This window comes from Cellulophaga fucicola, assembly GCF_900119145.1.
In the GTDB taxonomy this organism is placed as follows: domain Bacteria; phylum Bacteroidota; class Bacteroidia; order Flavobacteriales; family Flavobacteriaceae; genus Cellulophaga; species Cellulophaga fucicola.
This window is the reverse complement of record NZ_FPIY01000002.1, coordinates 632,188-654,380: the sequence shown is the minus strand read 5'-3', so window position 1 is coordinate 654,380 and position 22,193 is coordinate 632,188. Positions and strand designations below refer to the sequence as shown.

Annotated in this window: 16 protein-coding genes and 1 tRNA gene; 13 read left to right on the top strand and 4 right to left on the bottom strand. The window is 34.6% G+C overall.

What is annotated here, in order from left to right:
- Nucleotides 1-38: 38 nt before the first annotated feature.
- The 3 genes from BT107_RS09205 (at nucleotide 39) to BT107_RS09195 (ending at nucleotide 2,433) form a co-directional block, all read left to right on the top strand.
- On the top strand, nucleotides 39-767 hold the full coding sequence (locus tag BT107_RS09205; protein ID WP_072303490.1) for a copper homeostasis protein CutC: 729 nt from the start codon (nucleotides 39-41) through the stop codon (nucleotides 765-767).
- A 50-nt stretch (nucleotides 768-817) separates the two neighbouring features.
- Nucleotides 818-2,044: a metallophosphoesterase gene (locus tag BT107_RS09200; protein ID WP_072303489.1), complete on the top strand. Its 1,227-nt coding sequence runs from the start codon at nucleotides 818-820 to the stop codon at nucleotides 2,042-2,044.
- A gap of 92 nt (nucleotides 2,045-2,136) precedes the next feature.
- Complete coding sequence (locus BT107_RS09195; RefSeq protein ID WP_072303488.1) at nucleotides 2,137-2,433, top strand: thioredoxin family protein; 297 nt, start codon at nucleotides 2,137-2,139, stop codon at nucleotides 2,431-2,433.
- 46 nt (nucleotides 2,434-2,479) lie between these two features.
- On the opposite strand, the gene BT107_RS09190 is transcribed toward BT107_RS09195, so the two are convergent.
- Complete coding sequence (locus tag BT107_RS09190; protein WP_072303487.1) at nucleotides 2,480-5,836, bottom strand: protein O-mannosyl-transferase family; 3,357 nt, start codon at nucleotides 5,834-5,836, stop codon at nucleotides 2,480-2,482.
- A gap of 155 nt (nucleotides 5,837-5,991) precedes the next feature.
- Here BT107_RS09190 and BT107_RS09185 point away from each other — a divergent pair.
- Nucleotides 5,992-6,063, top strand: a tRNA-Gln gene (locus tag BT107_RS09185).
- Nucleotides 6,064-6,112: 49 nt separating this feature from the next.
- On the opposite strand, the gene BT107_RS09180 is transcribed toward BT107_RS09185, so the two are convergent.
- The gene (locus tag BT107_RS09180) at nucleotides 6,113-7,459 is read right to left on the bottom strand and encodes a cation:proton antiporter domain-containing protein (protein WP_072303486.1); all 1,347 of its coding nucleotides are present in this window, start codon (nucleotides 7,457-7,459) and stop codon (nucleotides 6,113-6,115) included.
- Between the two features lie 200 nt (nucleotides 7,460-7,659).
- Here BT107_RS09180 and rimP point away from each other — a divergent pair, with 200 nt between their 5' ends.
- From rimP to infB, 3 genes are read left to right on the top strand one after another with little or no spacing between them, the layout of a single operon-like run.
- Nucleotides 7,660-8,124, top strand: coding sequence for a ribosome assembly cofactor RimP (rimP, locus tag BT107_RS09175; RefSeq protein WP_072303485.1), 465 nt, complete (start codon nucleotides 7,660-7,662; stop codon nucleotides 8,122-8,124).
- A gap of 13 nt (nucleotides 8,125-8,137) precedes the next feature.
- The gene (nusA, locus tag BT107_RS09170) at nucleotides 8,138-9,370 is read left to right on the top strand and encodes a transcription termination factor NusA (RefSeq protein WP_072303484.1); all 1,233 of its coding nucleotides are present in this window, start codon (nucleotides 8,138-8,140) and stop codon (nucleotides 9,368-9,370) included.
- Nucleotides 9,371-9,411: 41 nt separating this feature from the next.
- Nucleotides 9,412-12,285 carry a translation initiation factor IF-2 gene (infB, locus tag BT107_RS09165; RefSeq protein WP_072303483.1) on the top strand — a complete coding sequence of 958 codons (2,874 nt, stop codon included), beginning with the start codon at nucleotides 9,412-9,414 and terminating at the stop codon, nucleotides 12,283-12,285.
- Nucleotides 12,286-12,357: 72 nt separating this feature from the next.
- On the opposite strand, the gene BT107_RS09160 is transcribed toward infB, so the two are convergent.
- Nucleotides 12,358-12,723, bottom strand: a complete 366-nt coding sequence (locus tag BT107_RS09160; RefSeq protein ID WP_072303482.1) for an SPOR domain-containing protein — start codon at nucleotides 12,721-12,723, stop codon at nucleotides 12,358-12,360.
- A 133-nt stretch (nucleotides 12,724-12,856) separates the two neighbouring features.
- A complete protein-coding gene (locus BT107_RS09155) occupies nucleotides 12,857-13,231 on the bottom strand; it encodes an SPOR domain-containing protein (protein WP_072303481.1) in 375 nt (124 codons plus the stop codon).
- A 230-nt stretch (nucleotides 13,232-13,461) separates the two neighbouring features.
- Between BT107_RS09155 and BT107_RS09150 the strand changes: the two genes are divergently transcribed.
- From BT107_RS09150 to BT107_RS09125, 6 genes are read left to right on the top strand one after another with little or no spacing between them, the layout of a single operon-like run.
- Nucleotides 13,462-14,790, top strand: a complete 1,329-nt coding sequence (locus BT107_RS09150; RefSeq protein ID WP_072303480.1) for a c-type cytochrome — start codon at nucleotides 13,462-13,464, stop codon at nucleotides 14,788-14,790.
- 35 nt (nucleotides 14,791-14,825) lie between these two features.
- Nucleotides 14,826-17,948, top strand: a complete 3,123-nt coding sequence (locus BT107_RS09145) for a TAT-variant-translocated molybdopterin oxidoreductase (RefSeq protein ID WP_072303479.1) — start codon at nucleotides 14,826-14,828, stop codon at nucleotides 17,946-17,948.
- 32 nt (nucleotides 17,949-17,980) lie between these two features.
- Nucleotides 17,981-19,723 (top strand): NrfD/PsrC family molybdoenzyme membrane anchor subunit, encoded by a 1,743-nt coding sequence (gene nrfD, locus BT107_RS09140; protein ID WP_072303478.1) that lies wholly within the window; start codon nucleotides 17,981-17,983, stop codon nucleotides 19,721-19,723.
- Between the two features lie 2 nt (nucleotides 19,724-19,725).
- Nucleotides 19,726-20,247, top strand: coding sequence for a DUF3341 domain-containing protein (locus BT107_RS09135; RefSeq protein WP_072303477.1), 522 nt, complete (start codon nucleotides 19,726-19,728; stop codon nucleotides 20,245-20,247).
- Nucleotides 20,248-20,258: 11 nt separating this feature from the next.
- A complete protein-coding gene (locus tag BT107_RS09130; protein WP_072303476.1) occupies nucleotides 20,259-20,819 on the top strand; it encodes a c-type cytochrome in 561 nt (186 codons plus the stop codon).
- 16 nt (nucleotides 20,820-20,835) lie between these two features.
- Nucleotides 20,836-22,158: a quinol:cytochrome C oxidoreductase gene (locus tag BT107_RS09125; RefSeq protein WP_072303475.1), complete on the top strand. Its 1,323-nt coding sequence runs from the start codon at nucleotides 20,836-20,838 to the stop codon at nucleotides 22,156-22,158.
- Nucleotides 22,159-22,193 lie beyond the last annotated feature (35 nt).

The following is a 22,193-nucleotide window of genomic DNA, read 5'->3' as shown; positions in this document are numbered from 1 at the left end:
AGTAGGTTGACTAATTTTAGGCTTTAAATATAATGAATATGATTGTAGAAGTGTGCGCAAATTCGTTGGAATCTGCCTTAAATGCAGAAAAAGCTGGTGCTAATAGAATAGAGTTGTGTATGGAGCTTGGCATTGGTGGTGTAACTCCTTCTTATGGTTTGTTAAAAGCTGTTCTGGATGCAATAACTATACCTGTACATGTTTTAATTAGACCAAGAAGTGGTGATTTTACTTATTCTAAAACAGAGTTTGATGTTATGCTGCAGGATATTCGAATGTGTGTAGAGTTGGGTTGTAATGGTGTAGTTTCTGGTGTTTTACATAAAAATTTTACGTTAGACACTGTAAGAACTCAAGAGTTAATTAAGGAATCTAAAGGGTTAAATTTTACATTTCATAGAGCTTTTGACTGGGTTGTAGATCCTATTAGTACATTTAAGGACTTGCAAGATATGGGTGTAGATTATGTGTTGTCTTCGGGGCAAGAAGTAAGTGCGCCTCTAGGTTTTTCTTTGTTGTATAAATTACATAAAATGTCTACTACTTGTGTAGTTATGCCTGGAGGAGGTGTAAAACTTAATGCTATAAATAAGTTTAAAAAAGAAGGTTTTAAAGCGTTACATATGTCTGGGGTAAAGTTTTATAAAACATTAAATTCTAGTGTTCCTTTGTCAATGAATTCGGTTTCTTTTTTAGAGGAAAACCAAGTGGCTATTTCTAGTGTAGATACTATAGAGCAAGTGGTTGCTTTGTTAAATAAGTCTTAAATAGGAGATTCTCTTTATCAAACAAATACCTTTGCAAAAAAAAGTAGACTATGCTTCGTTGGATTATTTTTGTAATTATTTATGCTGTTTTTGGGCTCTATGCTTTTCAAGCTTTAAAAACAGCAACTAAAATTAGTTGGCTACATTATTTATATATAGTGGTTTCTTTGTTAGCTGTAGGTAACTTTATATATCAGTTTAGCGTAGGTAATAAAGGGCGTGTAATAAGCTTATCTATGAGTTATGCTTTTGGCCTTTTGTTAAGTGTTATGGCGTTTAACTTAGTGTTGCTTGTATTTTTGTTTTTTGAAGATATAGTGCGAGTTTTTGCGGGGGTTTATTCTAAGTTTTTTGGGGTGTCTAAAGAGTTTACATTGCCAAGTCGTAGACGTTTTTTAAGTTTAATAGGTTTGGGTCTTGCTGCTTTGCCTTTTGGTGCATTGTTGTATGGTATGGTAAAAGGTAAGTATAACTTTAAGGTTTTAAAGTATGAATTGGCTTTTGATGATTTACCCGATGCTTTTGATGGATATCAGATTACACAAATATCAGATATACATAGTGGTAGTTTTGATGATGAGGAGAAAATAAAATATGCAATAGACTTAATTAATGATCAGAAGAGTGATGTTTTATTGTTTACTGGTGATATGGTAAATAATATTGCTGATGAAATGGAGCCTTGGAAGCATGTGTTTTCTAAGTTAGAAGCTAAGGATGGTAAATTTTCTGTTTTGGGTAATCATGATTATGGTGACTATGTAGATTGGGAAACTGAAGAATTAAAAGAAGGAAATCTAGATAAGTTAAAAAGTATTCAAAATGAAATTGGTTTTGATTTGCTTTTGAATGATAGTAGATTCTTGCAAAAAGGAGATGATAAAATAGCTTTAGTTGGTGTAGAGAACTGGGGTGTAGGTGGTTTTAAAAAGGCTGGAGATTTAACAAAAGCTAGCTCTAAAGTGTCTAAGGACGATTTTAAAATACTAATGAGTCATGATCCATCTCATTGGGAACATGAGGTTATTAAAGATGATTATCACTACCATTTAACCTTAAGTGGGCATACACATGGTATGCAATTTGGAATTGAGATTCCTGGATGGATAAAATGGAGTCCTATTAAATGGAGGTACCGCTATTGGGCGGGTATTTACAAAGAGATGGGGCAGTATATAAATGTAAACCGTGGTTTTGGTTATTTAGGATATCCGGGTAGGGTAGGTATATGGCCAGAAATTACTGTAATAACACTAAAAAAGAAAGAGTTGGCGTAGTTTTTGCAACTTGTAAAAGCGTAATAATAGTTGCTAAACTTTTTGTTTTAACAATTTTTCTTACTTTTGATTAACAACCCTAAGATTTATTTATGTCTAAATTTGGAGAACTTATAGATTTAAACGTGCCAGTTTTGCTAGATTTTTATGCAGAATGGAATGAACAGTCATCGTTAATGCACCCTGTTTTAAGGGATGTAGCAGCTGCTTTAGGTGATAAAGGTAAAATTATTAAAATTGATGTAGATAAGAATAAAGAATTGGCTCAGGCACTACGTGTTAAGGGGTTGCCTACATTAATGATTTACAAAAACGGAGAAATGGTATGGCGCCAAAGCGGAGAGCAAGACGCCAATACACTTATTACTTTGCTTAATGATTATTTGTAAAAAACAATCTTAAACTTATTTTATTATAAAAAGAAGCTGGCACTAATTAGTTGCCGGCTTCTTCTTGTTCTGTGTTGTTTGTATCTATTATTTTATTAGAGTCTTGCAAGTCAGGATCAGTTAAAGGTTCTTCTCTAGGTCTCTCTTCTTCTAATTGTATTCTTTTAGCTCCTCTTAAGTGTTCAAACTTTCTTAGGAGTTCTTGTGCAATTAATTCTTCTTTTTCTGCGTCAGGGTCATTGTTTGTTTTTAGTATGTTAACCAATCTAAAGTAGCTTTCTAGATCACCAAGTATTTCATTCTCTCTATTGTATTGCAGATCTAAATCTAGTGTCTTGTAATACGCTAGATTTTCTTGGTACTTAGTTTTAAGTTGGGTGTATAAATCTTTTGCTTTTTTGGTTTCGCCTACTTTATAATAACCATCTACAAAAGGTTCTACAAATGCGTAGTAACCAAAATAGTCTACAGGCATATTAGTCATAGCTATGTCTATAATCTCTTTAGCTTTCTCTATTTTGTTTTCTTCTAGAAGCTGTTCTGTTAATCTAGCTAAATTACCTCTAAAGCTAATAGATTGAGATCTTGTTTGTGGGTCGTGGTATATTTTAGAGCTACCTGAATTACCCCATTTCCATTTTTTAACAATGCTATACATTAACTCGCTATCTATGCGACCCATATCATAAGGACTTGGGTTTGTCGTTTTAATAGGTACTAATTTGTATGCTAAACCATCTAACTGTAAATAGTTTTTCATCCAAATGTATTCACCATTATCAAAACTACCTCCAGAGAAGTATATAGGACGTTTCCAGTCGTTATTGGCAAGTAAGTCTAGCATTAGTAAGCGGTTCTTACTTAAATATCCTGGTAGGTCTATATCTATATGGTCTACAATTAAATCTGCATCTTCTGGTTTAACAATACCACTAGCTAAAACATTTTCTTTATTAACTGGTATGCGTATTTTATTTGTTGGGTAATATACTAGGTCTAATAGATTGTCAGGGTACTGACTAAGATCTGCGCCTTGTTTTGCGTAAATATATCTTAGTTTATTCTGTGGTTTATCGCTCCCAATCCAGTTCATAAAATCTTTTATGTCTAACCTCTTATCTTTAAATTGAGGTAGCGGTTGCTCGTAAATAACATCACGTGAGCCATATTTGTATTTGTCGTGTGTTAGTTGGGACGGTATAGGGTCACTTGTGTATGCTTTTTTCTTCATTTGGTCTATGTACCAATCCGTGGCAAATAAACTTGTGTTTATTACACGTACATCTGTACGGTAGCCTTCAATCTCTTGTAGGTACCATAAAGGGAAGGTGTCATTATCTCCAATAGTAAATATAATAGCACCTACATTTTCATCTGTAGAGTCTAAATAAGATCTTGCTGTACTATTGGCGGTAAATCTATCAGATCTATCGTGGTCGTCCCAGTTTTGAAAAGCCATTAGTGTTGGTACCGATAATAAGCAAACAACAGTTATTATTGGAGCTATAATTTTAGCTGAAGTTAGTTTTCTTAATTCATCATACAAACCTGCAACTCCAAGTCCTATCCAAAGTGCAAATACATAAAAAGAGCCAACTAATGAGTAATCTCTTTCTCTGGGTTGAAATATAGATGGGTTAGTGTAGAATTGAATGGCTAGACCAGTAAATAAAAAGAAAACTAATAATGCCCAAAACTGTTTAGGGTCTTTTTTAATTTGAAAGAAAATACCAATTAGTCCTAGTATTAAAGGTAAAAAGAAATAGGTGTTTCTTCCTTTGTTTTCTAGTATGTCGCTAGGTAGGTTTTCTTGACTGCCAACAAGGCTACTATCTATAAAGTTAATTCCGCTTATCCAATTTCCGTGGTTGTTGTATCTGCCTTGTATATCGTCTTGCTTGCCAACAAAATTCCACATAAAGTAACGCCAGTACATATAGCCAAACTGAAAATCTAACATATATCTAACATTATCCCAAATGCTTGGGGGTAGTACTTCTATGTAATCTTCATTAACAGCTTCTTTTATAAAACCGATATATTGTTCCGTACCAATGTCTCCATTTGCATGGCCTTCTTTTAGTCTTGAAGCTATTTCTCTTAATTCTTGACTTCCTAAATGTTTAGGTTTTATTTTAAAGTCAAGAGCGCCATAATAGGTCATGTAATTTTCGGCATTTTCCCTAGACCACATTCTAGGTAAAAGGCCAACGTGTTTTTTGTCTGCTCCTTGTTCTGCGTTTTTGTAGTTGTTTACAATTTCATATTTTCCAAGGGCTTCATTTTTTTCATACTTAGGTTTGCCATCTTTTTTTTCTCCTCCAGAAGAGAAAGCATCAGAATAATAAGCTCCAAAAATAGGGCTGTCTACGCTAGGATATTGTTCTCTGTTATAGTATGCTAGTAGGGATCTTGCGTCAGATGGGTCGTTTTCGTTTATAACTACATCTGCATTAGCGCGTATAGGTAGCATAAGCCATGAAGAAAAACCTAAAAACAAAAACATTAAACACAAAACAATAGTATTTACTGTTTTAAAATTATTTTTTCTGGTATAATTTAAGCTAAAGGCAAAAACAGCAATAAAAATAACTCCCATAATTATAGAGCCAGAGTTAAAAGGTAGTCCAATACTGTTTATAAAGAATACTTCACTCCAACCAAATAACATAAGTACATATGTTAGGGAGAATTTATAGACTAGCATTAAAATAGCTATTACTGCTATGTTAGCAATTAAAAAGTTTTTTACTGTTGTGTCTTTGTATTTTTTAAAATAAAATAATAGTCCAATTGTAGGTATTGCTAAAAAGCCCATGAACTGTATTCCAAAAGTAAGGCCTATAACAAATGAGATCATAATTATCCAGCGGTTTCCTCTAGGGTCATCTAATTCATCAATCCACTTAAGCCCTAGCCAAAGTAATAAGGCCATAACAAAACTTGCCATTGCATAAACTTCTGTCTCTACTGCATTAAACCAAAAGCTATCAGAAAAAGCAAAAGCTAAAGAGCCAACTAAGCCACTGCCAAGAATTGCAATTGCCTTGCTGTTTGTTAGTGTGCTATTTGCTTCTTTAAGAATAAGTTTTTTTGCTAAATTGGTAATAGACCAAAACATAAATAATATTGTAAATGCACTAGAAGCTCCAGATACAAAGTTTACCATACTAGCAACTTTAGTCTCGTCTGTTGCAAACATTGCAAAAAAAGCGCCTATCATTTGTAGTAGTGGTGCTCCTGGTGGGTGGCCAACTTGCAGTTTTGCAGATGTTGCTATGTATTCACCAGCATCCCAAAAACTGCCTGTAGGTTCTACAGTTATTAAATAAGTAATTAAAGCGATTAAAAAAGCTGCCCAACCTAGGGTAGTATCCCATTTTTTAAAATTCTTAGAGAACATACAGTGTTTTGTTTATGAATTAAGGCGAATTTAGTGATAAATTGAGATACGAAAGATAAAATTTTATAAAGGTTTAACAAAGTTTTGAAAATTTTTTCAAAAATGTTTTGTGTAAACGAAACTTTATTATAAATTTGCATCCTCTTAACAGAGATTGGCCCATGGTGTAATTGGTAACACACCGGTTTTTGGTACCGACATTCAAGGTTCGAGTCCTTGTGGGCCAACTAAAATTAAGTAAAAACCCGATATCATTTGATATCGGGTTTTTTGTTTTTAGTGATTTATGTGATCTTCACCGTCAAGGCTTTCTTCTTTAGGCAGTTCTAGATCTGTATTGTTGCTTATTTCGTTGTAGTCTTCGTTTTTATTTTCGTCATGTAGCTTGTCTAATTCATCTATATCTTCATCGATCTCATCTAAAAGGGTGTTCATTTTTCGCTTATCCTTGATCATTGCAGCTGTCATAATTAAACTTGTTCCGATGATAACAAAAAGTAGAATACCAGAATCAAATGCTTCTATTTCTGCTTCTTTGGGTATAGCGTAGAATAATAATACTGTAATTAAGCCTCTAGGAGCAATAAATAATTGAGGTAAAATGTCGCTGCCAATAAAAACTCGCAACACTATAAATCTAATAATATAGATAGATGCAATAATTAAAACACTTGTAATGGCTACGTTAATGCTAAATAAGGATGATATTACTATAGTTATACCGAAAATAACAAAGAAGAATGTGCGTACAACAAAAGCTGTCTCTAAGGTTATAATGTGTAATTCGTGGTAAATTTGTTCTGCACGCTCCTTGTTTAGGTATTTAGAGAGGAAACCTCCAAAAAATAAATTCATATTAGCTATAATAAGACCAAATATTAAAATTATGATTAAGGATGATAGGTGTAGTTTTTTGCCTAAGGCGTATAATAATAATAGAACAGCTATTAATAAGAACTGTTTTGCTTGAGATTTTATTTGTTGAAAAACTAAGATAATTGCGTAACTCGCAATTATAGAGATAACAATTGTTAGTCCAATGTTGCCAGCGAAACCGGCAGCTCCGTTACCTGCACCTTCTGTTGGGTTTAGGTTTCCTGTTAAAAAGTAAAACATCATAATTCCCATAATGTCAGAGAATGTACTTTCGTATATGTGAAATTCTTTTTTGTTTTCAGATAAGCCACTAACGCTAGGGATAATAATGGCGCTAGATAATATAGATAGTGGTGTTGCATATAGCCAGGCAGATTGCATTGTCATGCCTTCTATAAATTCATGGAGAATTAATGCAGCTACGTATGCAGAGGCAATTAAACCAATAAGGGCTATGGCCATAGATTTTAATATGGGTACAAGTTTTTCTCGTTTTAGTTTTAGTTCTAGCGCTGCTTCTAGTACAATCATAATTAGACCAACAATACCAAGAAGTTCTAATGATGGAAAAAAGTCAATGTCACCTTCGCCAATAAATTCTAATACATATTTAAGTATAACACCTAAAATTATGAGCATTAATACAGAAGGTATGTTTGTTTTTTTTGAAATTCCATTAAATAGAAAAGAGATAATTATAATAACTGATGCGGCAATAATAAGGTTGTAAGAAGATAATATTTCCATTTTAGGATATTAGTTTGTGTTTAGAATTTAAAAATACTACATAATTAGTTAAACAACAGTTAGGATGACTTTATTTTATGAAAAAAAATACGTACATTTGCAGAACTGAAAGAATATATTGTATTCATGAGGGGACTTAATAGTCCCCTCTTTTATTAGCTATACTTTTTTTGGTTTAATAAATTTCTGTAAAAAGAGTTATGTTTAAAAAACAAGTTACAGCGCTATTAGAGGGGTTTTTAGAAGAAAATCCAACATTGTTCTTAATAGATTTTACTATAGCACCAGATTTTAAAATAAATATTGTTTTAGATGGTGATAATGGGGTTACTCTTAAAGAATGTATGGCTGTTAATAGAGCTATAGAAAACAATTTGGATAGAGAAGAGCAAGACTTTTCTTTAGAGGTTGCTTCTGCAGGTGCTACGTCGCCATTAATTTTACCTAGACAGTATACCAAAAATATTGGAAGAAATTTAGAGGTTAAAACTACAGAAGGTCGTAATTTTGAAGGGCTGTTAACTGCCGCTTCTGAAGAAACTATTACATTGGAGTGGAAGGCAAGAGAGCCAAAGCCCGTAGGTAAAGGAAAAGTTACCGTTCAGAAAAAAGAAGAGATTCCTTTTTCTGAGATTAAAGAAGCAAAAGTTATATTAAAATTTTAATAAATAAATCAATATGGAAAATATTGCGCTAATAGAATCTTTCTCAGAATTTAAGGATGATAAATTCATTGATAGGGTAACGTTAATGGCAATTTTGGAAGAAGTATTTCGTAATGCTTTGAAAAAGAAATTTGGTTCTGATGATAACTTTGATATCATTATAAATCCAGATAAAGGGGATTTAGAGATATGGAGAAACCGTATTGTTGTTGAAGATGGTGAGGTAGAGGAGCCTAATGAAGAGATTTCATTACGTGATGCGCGCAAGATTGAACCGGATTTTGAAGTTGGTGAAGATGTATCTGAAGAGGTAAAGCTTATAGATTTAGGTAGACGTGCTATTTTGGCATTACGTCAAAACCTAATCGCTAAAATTCATGAGCATGACAATACAACAATATATAAGCAATTTAAAGAGTTAGAAGGTGAAATATATACAGCAGAAGTTCACCATATTAGACATAGAGCTGTAATTCTAGTAGATGATGAAGGTAATGAAATTGTTATGCCAAAAGATAGGCAGATACCTTCAGACTTTTTTAGAAAAGGAGATAATGTTCGTGGTATTATAGAAAGTGTAGAACTTAAGGGTAATAAACCTTCTATTATAATGTCTAGAACATCGCCTAAATTCTTAGAGCAATTATTTTTTCAAGAGATACCAGAGGTTTTTGATGGTTTAATTACGATTAAAAAAGCAGTGCGTATCCCAGGTGAAAAAGCAAAAGTTGCTGTAGATTCTTATGATGATCGTATAGATCCTGTTGGTGCCTGTGTAGGTGTTAAGGGTTCTAGAATACATGGTATTGTAAGAGAGTTGGGTAATGAGAATATCGATGTTGTTAACTGGACTAGTAATCCACAATTATTAGTTACAAGAGCATTGAGTCCTGCTAAAATATCATCAGTTAAGTTAAATGATGAGAAAATGACAGCACAAGTTTATCTTAAGCCAGATGAAGTTTCTAGGGCTATAGGTAGAGGAGGTCACAATATTAGACTTGCAGGGCAATTAACTGGTTATGAGATTGATGTATTCCGTGAAGGAGTAGAAGAGGATGTTGAGTTAACAGAGTTCTCTGATGAAATTGATAGCTGGATTATAGAGGAATTTAAGAAGATTGGTTTGGATACTGCGAGAAGCGTATTAGAGCAAGATTCTGAAGATTTAGCAAAGCGTACTGATTTAGAAGTTGAAACTATTTTAGAAGTTGTACGCATACTTAAAGAAGAATTAGAAGATTAAGCTATATATTAGCAAAAATTTAAGAATACGAATACTTGTTTATGGCAGAGAATGCAACAATAAGGCTCAATAAAGTCCTCAGGGAATTAAATATTTCTTTAGATAGGGCTATAGATCATCTTTCGTCCAAAGGGCGTGAGGTGGAGGCAAGGCCTACTACTAAGATTTCCAATGAGGTGTATCAAATTCTTTTGGATGAATTCCAAACGGATATGAGCAAGAAAGTTGCTTCTAAGGAAGTTGGCGAGGAAAAACGTAAAGAAAAAGAAGCGCTTAGATTGCAATTAGAGCAAGAGCAAGAAGAAAAGCGCTTGGCTAGAGAAAAAAGAGCGGCTGCTCAAGAAGTTGTTAAGGCTAAAGCCGAATTGTCTGGTCCAAAGACAGTTGGTAAAATAGATCTTGACGCTGGCAAAAAGAAGCCTGCTCCTGTGCAAGAAAAGGTAGCTCCAAAAGAGGAAAAGCCTGTGCAGCAAGAAAAGCCTGTGGTTAAGGAAGAGTCTAAGCCGGTTGAAAAAACTGTGGCTAAAGAAGCTTCTACTGTAAAAAGTACTAAGGTAGAATTGCCTGGTCCAAAAACTGTTGGTAAAATAGATTTGGATGCAATTAAAAAGAAGACTGCTCCAGTAAAAAAGAAACCTGCTCCGGTTGCTCCTGTTAAAAAGGAAGAGCCTGTTAAGGTTGAAGCGGATAAAAAACCAGCAGAGAAACCTGCTGAAGAAGCTACTGAGACAAAAGAAAACGACGTAATTACAACGCAATATCAAAAACTTTCAGGGCCAAAACTTACGGGTGCTAAAATTGATTTGTCTCAATTTAATAAGCCTAAAAAGAAGGAGGCTCCTAAAGGTGCTGGTGCTGGCGCAGATAAGAAAAAGCGTCGTAAAAGAATAGTTAGCAATAATAAAGGTCCTGGTGGTAATCAGAGATCGGGAGGTCAAACTGGCGGTGCTAGAAAACCTGTTGCTGCTAGAGGAAGATTTAATAGTGCTCCTGTTGTAAAAGTTGAGCCTACTGAAGAGGAAGTTCAAAAGCAAGTTAGAGAGACTTTGGAGAAACTTCAAGGTAAATCTAAAAAAGGTAAAGGGGCAAAGCATAGAAGAGATAAAAGAGATCAACACCGTCAGCAGACAGAGAAGGATCTAGAAAAGCAAGAGTTAGAGAGTAAAATCTTAAAAGTAACAGAGTTTGTTACTGTTGGAGAGGTTGCTACAATGATGGAGGTTTCTAGTACTCAGATTATTTCTGCTTGTATGTCTTTAGGTATTATGGTAACTATGAATCAGCGTTTAGATGCTGAAACATTATCTATAGTGGCAGAAGAATTTGGTTATGAAGTAGAATTTATAGCTGCAGAGATTGAAGAGTCTATTGTTGAAGAGGTTGATTCACCAGAGGATTTAAAAGAAAGAGCTCCTATTGTTACTGTTATGGGTCACGTAGATCACGGTAAAACTTCATTGTTAGATTACATTCGTAAAGAAAATGTAATTGCTGGTGAAAGTGGTGGTATTACACAGCATATTGGTGCATATGGTGTTAAGTTAGATAATGGGCAAAAAATTGCATTCCTAGATACTCCGGGTCACGAAGCCTTTACGGCAATGCGTGCACGTGGTGCTCAAGTTACAGATATTGCAATTATTGTTATTGCGGCAGATGATGATATTATGCCACAGACAAAAGAAGCTATTAGTCATGCGCAAGCTGCTGGAGTTCCTATTGTTTTTGCAATTAATAAGATAGATAGACCTGCGGCTAATCCTGATAGGATTAAAGAGGGGCTTTCTCAAATGAATTTATTGGTAGAAGATTGGGGTGGTAAAATACAATCTCAAGAGATATCTGCTAAAAAAGGTACAGGAGTTAAGGAGCTTTTAGAAAAAGTATTGTTAGAAGCTGAGCTGTTAGAGCTTAAGGCTAATCCAGATAAGTTAGCTTCTGGTACAGTTGTAGAGGCGTTCTTAGATAAAGGTAGGGGTTATGTTTCTACAATCTTAGTTCAGTCAGGTACATTAAAAATAGGTGACTATGTTTTAGCGGGTACTTGTAGTGGTAAGATTAAGGCAATGCAAGATGAGCGTGGTAATAATGTTCAAGAAGTTGGTCCTTCAACTCCAATATCTATATTAGGTTTGGATGGTGCTCCGCAAGCAGGTGATAAGTTTAATGTTTTATTGGATGAGCGCGAGGCTAAGCAAATAGCATCTAAGCGATCTCAATTGCAAAGAGAGCAATCTGTACGTACACAACGTCATATTACTTTAGATGAAATTGGTAGACGAATTGCTTTAGGAGACTTTAAAGAGCTTAATATTATTCTTAAGGGTGATGTTGATGGTTCTGTTGAGGCTTTAACAGATTCTTTCCAGAAACTTTCTACTGAGGAGATACAAGTAAATATTATACATAAAGCTGTTGGTCCAATTACGGAATCTGATGTGTTGTTAGCTTCTGCTTCTGATGCAATTATTATAGGATTTAATGTAAGGCCAATGGGTAATGCAAGAATGATTGCAGAGAAAGAAGAAATAGATATTAGAATGTATTCTATTATTTATGCTGCAATTAACGATCTTAAAGATGCAATGGAAGGTATGCTTTCTCCAGAGATGAAGGAAGAGATATTAGGTACTGCTGAGATTCGTGAAACCTTTAAAATATCTAAGGTGGGTACAATTGCAGGTTGTATGGTGTTAACTGGTAAATTGGTTAGAAGTGCCGGAATACGTTTAATACGTGATGGTGTAGTTATCTATACAGGAGAGTTGTCTTCATTAAAGAGATTTAAAGATGATGCTAAGGAGGTTGCTAAAGGGTATGATTGTGGTCTTCAGGTTAAGAACTACAATGATATTAAAGAGGGTGATATAGTTGAAGCTTTCCAAGAAGTAGCAGTAAAGAAAAAGTTGAAGTAATACTTTTTTAATCTATATATAAAAAAAAGCGACTCAGAAATGAGTCGCTTTTTTGTTTTTGCTATTTATGCCTCAGTTTTTTTGATTTGAAATTAGGACTGATTCTGGATGTTTGTTTTTAATTAATGCTATTTTTTTCTGTGCTTCTTCTAAGGTTTTAAAATCTCCTAGTATAACATTGTATTTCTGGTTATTGGGTTTTATATGTGCTGTGATGCTGGGAAATTCTCTTGTTGCTTTTGCTTTTATTTCTTTAGCTTCTTTAAGGTTTTTGTTGTTGGCTATTTGTATAGAGAAAGGTGGTGTAATTAGTTTGCTGCTTTTTATTTCTTGTGTGTTTTTTTGTTCTTTTTTGGTGATTGTTTCTCCTTCTTGAGCAATGCATATTGTGCACAAAGTCATTAGAAGTATTGAGCTGTATATTTTTTTTGTCTTCATATGTATTGGGTTTTGTTTCTTTATAAAATTAGGATTTTATTGTGACACTTTAAAATTTTGTCTAAATGTGTGCTTATTCAAAATAAAAAAAGGCGACTCATTTCTGAGTCGCCTTTGTAGTTTAATGTTGTATTTATTTTTTCTCCCTTTGATCTGCAATTAAGAAGGCGTTAGGGTATTTTTTGTGGGCTTCTATTAGTTTTTGTTGAGCTTCAAATTTAGTGTTGAATTTTCCAATTCTAACTTTGTAGTTTGGCTGGTCAAAGCTGATCTCTGTAAACCAATCTGGGAAATTTCCTTGAGCTTCAGATTTTTCGCTATTTGCTCTAGAAGGGCTTTGGCTAGAGTGTATTTGTATTGTGTAATATTTAGATGTTTTGTTGCTTTCTGTATATAGATTTAGAAGTTTATCAATGTTTTTATCTTGATTAATTGTTACTTCTCCTTCTTGAGCAAAGCTAAAAGCGCTTAAAGTAAGGCATAGTATGCTGCAGTAAAGTGTTTTCATTGGTAGTATATGTTAATGTTAATATGCTAATACAAATGTAAAATATTATAAATCAAACATAAGGCATAAATATTATTTAGAATAATTATAAATTATAAATTATCAATCCCTTAACATTTCCAAATTTAAGTCTATGTCGTATTTTTGCCTTCAATTTAAGAAGCGATAAATGGCGTGTGTCCATTGTATAGTAAATATCGTGCCAAGATTTCGATAGAAATATTTTAAATATGAAAAAGGTTTTATACCGTAATCAACTTTCTAAATTTTTGGGTATCAATCTGATAGCTATAATGCTATTTTCAGTATCCCTATTTTCTCAATCAGAAAACGCTGATCCTGCGAAAGGGAAGCAGATCTTTAATCAGAATTGTGCATCGTGTCACTCTTTAGATAGAAAAGGTACTGGTCCTGCTTTAAGGAATGTGGAGTCTCGCTTAGCTGATGAAGAAGGTTTAGATCGTGAGTGGATTTACGCATGGGTGAAAAATAGTGCGGGTGTTATTAAGTCAGGAGATTCTTATGCGAATAAGGTTTTTGCAGAATATAACAATACTGCAATGACTCCGTTTCCAACGTTAAGTAATGAGGATATTGATAATATCTTGGCTTATACTGCGGCGAAAGAAGAAAAGCCTGCTGCTTCTGCGGTGGTTCCGACGACTGGTGAGGGTTCTTCTGATTCTAGTGGTGTTTCTAATGAAGTTATATTAGGGGCTTTGGCTTTGGTTTTTGCTTTGTTGGTTGCTATGTTGTTTATGGTGAATATGACTTTGCGTAATATTGCTAAGGCAAATGGCATTGATGTTGAACGTGAAAAGGCAGAGAAAAGAATTCCAATTTGGAAGGCTTTTGTTAAGAATCAATTTTTAGTGTTGGTTTCTGTTGTGTTTTTGTTATTAACAAGTGCTTACTTTGTTTATGGGTTCTTTATGCAGGTTGGTATCGATCAAGGTTATGAGCCAATTCAGCCTATTCATTTTTCTCATAAGGTGCATGCTGGAGATAATAAGGTAGATTGTAAGTATTGCCACTCTTCTGCAAGAGTTTCTAAGACTTCGGGTATACCTTCATTAAATGTTTGTATGAATTGTCATAAATCTATTTATGAGTACAAAGGAAATCCAGAAGGACCTTCTCAGTCAGATATAGAAAATGGGTATACAAACGAATTTTATACTAAAGAGATTAAAAAGCTTTATGCTGCCGTTGGTTGGGATGAGGAAAATCAAAAATATACTGGTGAGTCTAAGCCTGTAGAGTGGGTTAGAATTCATAATTTGCCAGACTTTGTTTACTTTAATCACTCTCAGCACGTAACTGTTGCTGGTGTAGAGTGTCAGACTTGTCACGGTCCAATTGAGGAAATGGAAGTTGTTAGTCAGCATGCTCCATTAACTATGGGTTGGTGTATTAACTGTCATAGAGAAACAAATGTTAAGATGGAAGGTAATGCTTATTATGATAAAATTCATAAAGAGCTTTCTAAAAAATATGGTGTAGAGAAGCTTACGGCTGCTATGCAGGGTGGTTTAGAATGTGGTAAGTGTCACTATTAATTGATTGTAAAAGAAGATAATTTCAGATATATCGTATGTCATCAAACAAAAAATATTGGAAAAGCGAAGCGGAGTTAAATCCTAACGATTCCATTGTTGAGGCGCTAAAACAAAACGAATTTGTTCAGGAGATTCCTGTTGAAGATTTCTTAGGAAATAAGGAAGGTTTAGCGGCTAGTTCTACTAACAGGAGAGATTTTTTAAAGTATGTAGGTTTTAGTACTGCTGCTGCAACAATGGCTGCTTGTGAAGGACCTGTTGTAAAATCTATACCTTATGTGGTTCAGCCAGATCAAATTATTCCTGGTGTTGCTAATTATTATGCAACAACAATAGCAGATGGTTTTGATTTTGCAAGTGTATTGGTTAAGACTCGTGAGGGTAGGCCAATAAAAATAGAAAATAATACAGATGCTAAAGTTAATGGATCGGCAAATGCTCGTGTTCAGGCTTCTGTTTTGTCTTTGTATGATAGTAAAAGATTGCAAGGTCCTTTGGCTAAAGGTGAGGCTGTAGAGTGGTCTGTTTTAGATTCGGCAGTTAAATCTAAATTGGCTTCATTAAAAGGGTCTAGTAAGCAAATTGCATTATTAACTCAGACTTACGCTAGTCCGTCTACAACTAAGTTGGTTGCGGAATTTAAAGAGGTTTACGGTGATAATGTAAAGCATGTTACTTATGATGCTATTTCTGCAGAAGCTGCTTTAAGTGCTTTTGAGGAGAAGTATGGAGAAAGAGCTTTGGCAGATTATGACTTTAGTAAAGCTGATTTAATAGTTTCTATTGGAGCGGATTTCTTAGGTGACTGGCAAGGTGGTGGATATGATAGTGCTTATTCGGCAGGTCGTATTCCTAAGAAAGGAAAAATGTCTAGGCATATACAGTTTGAGGCTAATATGTCTTTAACTGGTGCTAATGCAGATAAGAGAGTTTTGTTAACTCCATCACAACAAAAAATAGCTTTGGCTAAGTTGTATGGTAAGTTAATGGGTGTTTCTGTAGGTGGTAATTTGCCAGAGAATATTTCTAAGGTGGTAGATGCTACGGCTCAGGAATTTAAAAAAGCAGGTAAAAAAGCGGTTCTTGTAACAGGTTTAGATGATAAAGATGCTCAGGCTATTGTTTTAGCAATTAATGAGTCTTTTTCTAGTTTTGCTTTTGATGCAAAAGCTCCTAAATATGTTAGGCAAGGTGATGCAAAAGCTGTTGCTAAGTTAGTGGCAGATATGAAGTCTGGAAAAGTTGGGGCACTTCTTATGGATGGTGTTAATCCTGTTTATACTATGCCTAATTCGGCAGGGTTTACGGATGCTTTGTCTAAGGTAGATTTATCAGTAACATTTGCGCAGAACAATAATGAAACTGTGGCGGTTTCTACTTATGCTGCTGCAGCTCCAAATTACTTAGAGTCTTGGGGAGATGTTCAGATTAAGAAAGGGCACTATGCGTTAATGCAGCCTACAATTAAAGAAATTTTTGATACGCGTCAATTCCAATCTTCATTATTAATGTGGATGGGTTCTGATAAAACGTATTACGATTATATTAAAGAAACTTGGAGCTCTTCTATATTAGGAGGTGGTGAGTGGAATAAAGCACTACATGATGGTGTTTATAAGGCGTCATCTACAATTGTGGATGTTGTTGAGGAAACTGTAGCTTCAGTTATTTCTGAAGAGCCAGTAGTTTCTTCTTTAGTAGATTTATCTATGGCAGCCTCTAAGTTGTCTAAATCAACTTCTTCAGATATGGAGTTGGTTTTATATTCTAAAGTGGGTATGGGAGATGGTCAACAGGCTAATAACCCATGGTTGCAAGAATTTCCAGATCCAATTACAAGGGTTTCTTGGGATAATTATGTTACTATTTCTAAAGCGGATGCAGAGAAATTAGATCTTATTAATGATCATGTTGCTAATGGTGGTTTAGATGGTAGTAAGGTAAATGTTAAGGTTGGGGATTCAGAATTAAAAGGAGTTCCTGTTATTATTCAGCCAGGTCAAGCGCCAGGATCTATTGGTCTTTCGTTTGGTTATGGTAGAAAATCAGGATTGCAGTCAGAAATGCAAACTGGTGTAAATGCTTTTGCATTGTATCAAGGTGGTGTTTCTAATCAATCTGTTTCTGTTTCTAAAGCTGATGGTATGCACGAGTTTGCATGTGTTCAGTTGCATAAAACATTAATGGGTAGGGGAGATATTATTAAGGAGACTACATTAGAGATTTTTAATACTAAAGATCATGCAGAATGGAATCCTTCTCCTAAGGTGTCATTAAATCATGAGGAAGTAGATGCTGTTTCAGTTAGTTTGTGGGATGATTTTGATCGTTCTATTGGACATCACTTTAACTTATCTATAGATTTAAATGCATGTACTGGTTGTGGGGCTTGTGTTATAGCATGTCACGCAGAAAACAATGTGCCTGTAGTTGGTAAAGATGAAATTCGTAAGTCTAGAGATATGCACTGGTTGCGTATAGATAGATATTATTCTTCTGAGGAGACTTTTGAAGGTGATAATATTAAGAAAGATGAGTTTGATGGTTTAACTGGAGATAAAGGTTCTTTAAGTGGATTTGGTGAGTTAGAAGATCCTTCTGCTAATCCTCAAGTTGCTTTTCAACCGGTAATGTGTCAGCACTGTAATCACGCTCCGTGTGAAACAGTATGTCCTGTTGCTGCAACATCTCATAGTAGACAAGGTCAAAACCATATGGCGTATAACAGATGTGTTGGTACAAGATATTGTGCAAACAACTGTCCTTACAAGGTGCGTCGTTTTAACTGGTTCTTGTATAATAACAATGACGAGTTTGATTACCATATGAATAATGATTTAGGAAAAATGGTAATTAATCCAGATGTAAATGTTCGTTCTCGTGGGGTAATGGAAAAATGCTCTATGTGTATCCAAATGACTCAAAAGTCAATTTTAGATGCTAAGAGAGACGGGCGTACAGTTAAGGATAGTGAGTTTCAAACAGCTTGTTCTGCTGCATGTAGTAGTGGTGCAATGGTATTTGGAGATATAAATGATAAGGAAAGTGAGGTTGCAGAATTAAAAGACAGCAATCGTATGTATCATTTATTAGAGCACGTTGGTACAAAGCCAAATGTTTTCTATCATGTTAAAGTGAGAAATACACAAGAATCATAATTAATTAACGGAACGTAACTATAACATAAATTATGGCGTCGCATTACGAAGCACCTATACGAAAACCCCTAGTAATTGGAGACAAAGGATACCACGATGTAACTGTGGATATCGCTGCTCCTGTTGAAGGTACAGCAAATAAGCAGTGGTGGATAGTTTTTACCATAGCATTGATAGCATTCCTTTGGGGAGTTGGTTGTATAATTTACACAGTATCTACAGGTATAGGAACCTGGGGATTAAATAAAACAGTAGGCTGGGCCTGGGATATTACCAATTTTGTATGGTGGGTAGGTATTGGGCACGCAGGAACATTGATTTCTGCAGTACTACTGCTCTTTAGACAAAAATGGAGAATGGCAATTAACCGTTCTGCAGAGGCAATGACAATTTTCTCTGTAGTTCAGGCTGGTTTATTCCCAATTATTCACATGGGTCGACCTTGGTTGGCATATTGGGTACTACCTATACCAAACCAATTTGGTTCGTTGTGGGTTAACTTCAATTCGCCTTTACTTTGGGATGTATTCGCAATTTCTACGTACTTATCTGTATCATTGGTTTTCTGGTGGACAGGTCTTTTACCAGATTTTGCAATGATTCGTGATAGGGCGGTAAAGCCATTTCAGAAAAAAATATACAGCTTATTAAGTTTCGGTTGGACAGGTAGAGCTAAAGATTGGCAGCGTTTTGAGGAAGTTTCTCTTGTGTTAGCAGGTTTAGCAACTCCACTTGTACTTTCTGTACATACAATTGTATCTTTTGATTTTGCTACGTCGGTAATACCAGGATGGCATACTACTATATTCCCTCCTTACTTTGTTGCTGGTGCAATTTTCTCTGGATTTGCAATGGTAAACACGCTTCTTATTATAATGAGAAAAGTGTGTAGCTTAGAAGATTATATTACTGTACAACATATAGAATTAATGAACATTGTAATTATGATTACTGGTTCTATAGTGGGTTGTGCATATATTACAGAGCTGTTTATGGCTTGGTACTCTGGGGTAGAATATGAGCAATATGCTTTCTTAAACAGAGCAACAGGACCTTATGCTTGGGCATATTGGGCAATGATGTCTTGTAACGTTTTCTCTCCGCAGTTTATGTGGTCTAAGAGATTGCGTACAAGTATTATGTTCTCTTTTGCTATATCTATTGTGGTAAACATAGGTATGTGGTTCGAGCGTTTTGTAATTATTGTAACGTCATTACACAGAGATTACTTACCATCTTCATGGACAATGTTCTCTCCTACGTTTGTAGATATTGGTATCTTTATAGGTACAATAGGTTTCTTCTTTGTATTATTTTTATTATATGCAAGAACATTCCCAGTAATAGCACAAGCAGAGGTGAAATCAATCTTAAAAGCATCTGGTAGTAAATTCAAGAATTTAAGAGATTCTGGAAAGCCAATGTATGAGATGCCAAAGACAACAATCTATAATAACACAACCACTTCTGCGGTAGCACAGGAACAAGTTGTTCAGGTAGAAGTTAAGGATGATGCTAAGGTGTCAGACTTGTTAAGTTCCTTAGGTAAGTTTGATGTTAATACAGATACTCCTGATGATCTAAAACAGGTAAAGGGTATTGGGCCTCAAATGGAAAAAACATTAAATCAAATAGGTATCTATAGTTTTGCTCAAGTGAGTAAAATGACTCAAAAAGAGTATGATTTATTAGATTCAATTACTGAATCTTTCCCAGGAAGAGCACAAAGAGATGATTGGGCTGGTCAAGCCAAGAACTTAAATAACAAGAATTAATTATGGCATCTAAAGTTATTCACGCATTATATAATGATGATGATATATTGATGCTTGCTGTTAAGAAGGTTAAAGCAGCTAAGCATCATATAGAAGAGGTATATTGTCCTTTTCCAGTTCACGGACTAGATAAGGCTATGGGTCTTGCTCCAACTAGAATTGCCATTACAGCTTTTATTTATGGTTGTATAGGTTTAGCTGTAGCTACAGTTATGATGAACTTCATTATGATACAAGATTGGCCTCAAGATATAGGTGGTAAACCAAGTTTTAGTTATCTAGAAAATATGCCAGCGTTTGTTCCAATTATGTTTGAGCTTACGGTATTTTTTGCAGCCCACTTAATGGTTATTACTTTTTATATGAGAAGTAAATTATGGCCTTTTAAACAAGCTGAAAATCCAGACGTAAGAACAACAGATGATTTGTTCTTAATGGAAATAGAGATACATGATAACGAAGAAGAGTTATTAGCTTTGTTAGCAGATACGGGAGCAGTAGAAATTAATATTTCAGAAAAGTAGTCTTAATAGTTATGAAGATATTTAAAAATATAGGATTGGTACTAGGATTAGTTATTCTTACTGCATCATGTGCAGATAAGAATAGTCCCAACTACCAATATATGCCAAATATGTATGAGGCAGTAGGATACGAGACTTACCAGGAAGTAGATTTTTTACCTACTGGTATGGAAGCAGGTTTGCCTGTTGAAAACACAATTTCAAGAGGTCATATGCCATATGAGTTTGCAAATGATATTGAAGGAAAAGAATTAGCGCGTTTACAATCTAGTCCTTTAGATTCTCTAAAGTCGGAAGTAAATTTAGCTAAAGGTAAAGAGCTATACAATATTAACTGTGCTATATGTCATGGTAATAAAGGTGATGGTCAGGGTAACTTGGTTAAGAGAGAAAAAATACTAGGTGTTCCTAGTTATGCGGATGCTGGAAGAAATATTTCTGTAGGTGATGCATACTTTACTATTTATTACGGAATAAATACTATGGGCTCTTACGCAAACCAATTGAATCACGAAGAACGTTGGCAAGTTGCAGAATACTTAATGCAATTGAAACAAGACTTAACTAAATAATACATAGATTAAGAATATGTACACTTTTTCAAACAGACTAAAAATAGCTTCATTTATATTAATGGCTGTAGGCTTATTGGGTATTGCTGCTGGCTTTATCTCTATGCCAAGTACGGTAGAAGATGCTAAAGCTATAGTGGCTAGCCATGACGGTGGTCATGGTGAGCATGCAACTACAGAGGAACATGCTAAAGATAATCACGGTGAAGCTGCTCATGTAGAAGGTCATGATAGTAAACATGATGAGCATTTATTACACCAATTACAAAACAAACCTTGGGCAGCACTATATGTTGCGGCTTTCTTTTTCTTTATGATAGCTTTAGGGGTATTAGCATTTTATGCTATACAAAGAGCTGCGCAAGCAGGTTGGTCTCCTTTATTGTTTAGAGTAATGGAAGGTATAACGGCTTACTTGGCTCCAGGAGGTCTTATTGTATTTGTTATACTTGTTGCTTCTGTGGCACATATGAATCATTTATTCGTTTGGATGGATGCTGATGTTGTTGCGCATGATAAATTATTACAAGGAAAAGCAGGTTACTTAAACGGAACTTTCTTTTTAATTAGAGCTGCTATTTTCTTAGGAGGATGGATTGCTTATAGAACTATATCTCGTAAATTATCTTTAGCTCAGGATGAAGCTGATGACAATTCTAACTTTGTTAAAAACTTTAGATGGTCAGCTGGTTTCTTAGTATTCTATTTAGTAACAGAATCTATGATGTCTTGGGATTGGATTATGAGTGTAGATCCTCACTGGTTTAGTACTTTGTTTGGATGGTACGTTTTTGCTAGCATGTTTGTATCTGGTATAACTGTTATTGCAATGGTAACTATATACTTAAAGTCTAAAGGTCACTTAGAAGATGTAAACGATAGTCATATTCATGATTTAGCTAAGTTTATGTTTGGTATTAGTATTTTCTGGACATACTTATGGTTTGCACAGTTTATGCTTATATGGTATGCTAATATACCAGAAGAAGTTACTTACTTTATAACAAGAATAGAAGATTACAACTTACCTTTCTTTGGAATGGTAGCAATGAACTTTATATTTCCTTTATTGTTGTTAATGAACAGTGATTACAAAAGAGTTAATTGGTTTGTTATTATGGCAGGTGTTGTTATATTAGCGGGTCATTATTTAGATATATTTAATATGATTATGCCTGCAACAGTAGGTGATCAATGGTCAATAGGAGTATCAGAAATTAGTTCTGTGTTATTCTTTGCTGGGTTGTTTATTTTTGTAGTATTTAGAGCTTTAACAACTGCTCCATTACAACCAAAAAGAAACCCGTTTATTGGAGAGAGCAAGCATTTTCATTATTAATAAGGAAGTTTACTAAAGCATAAAATAAATCATAC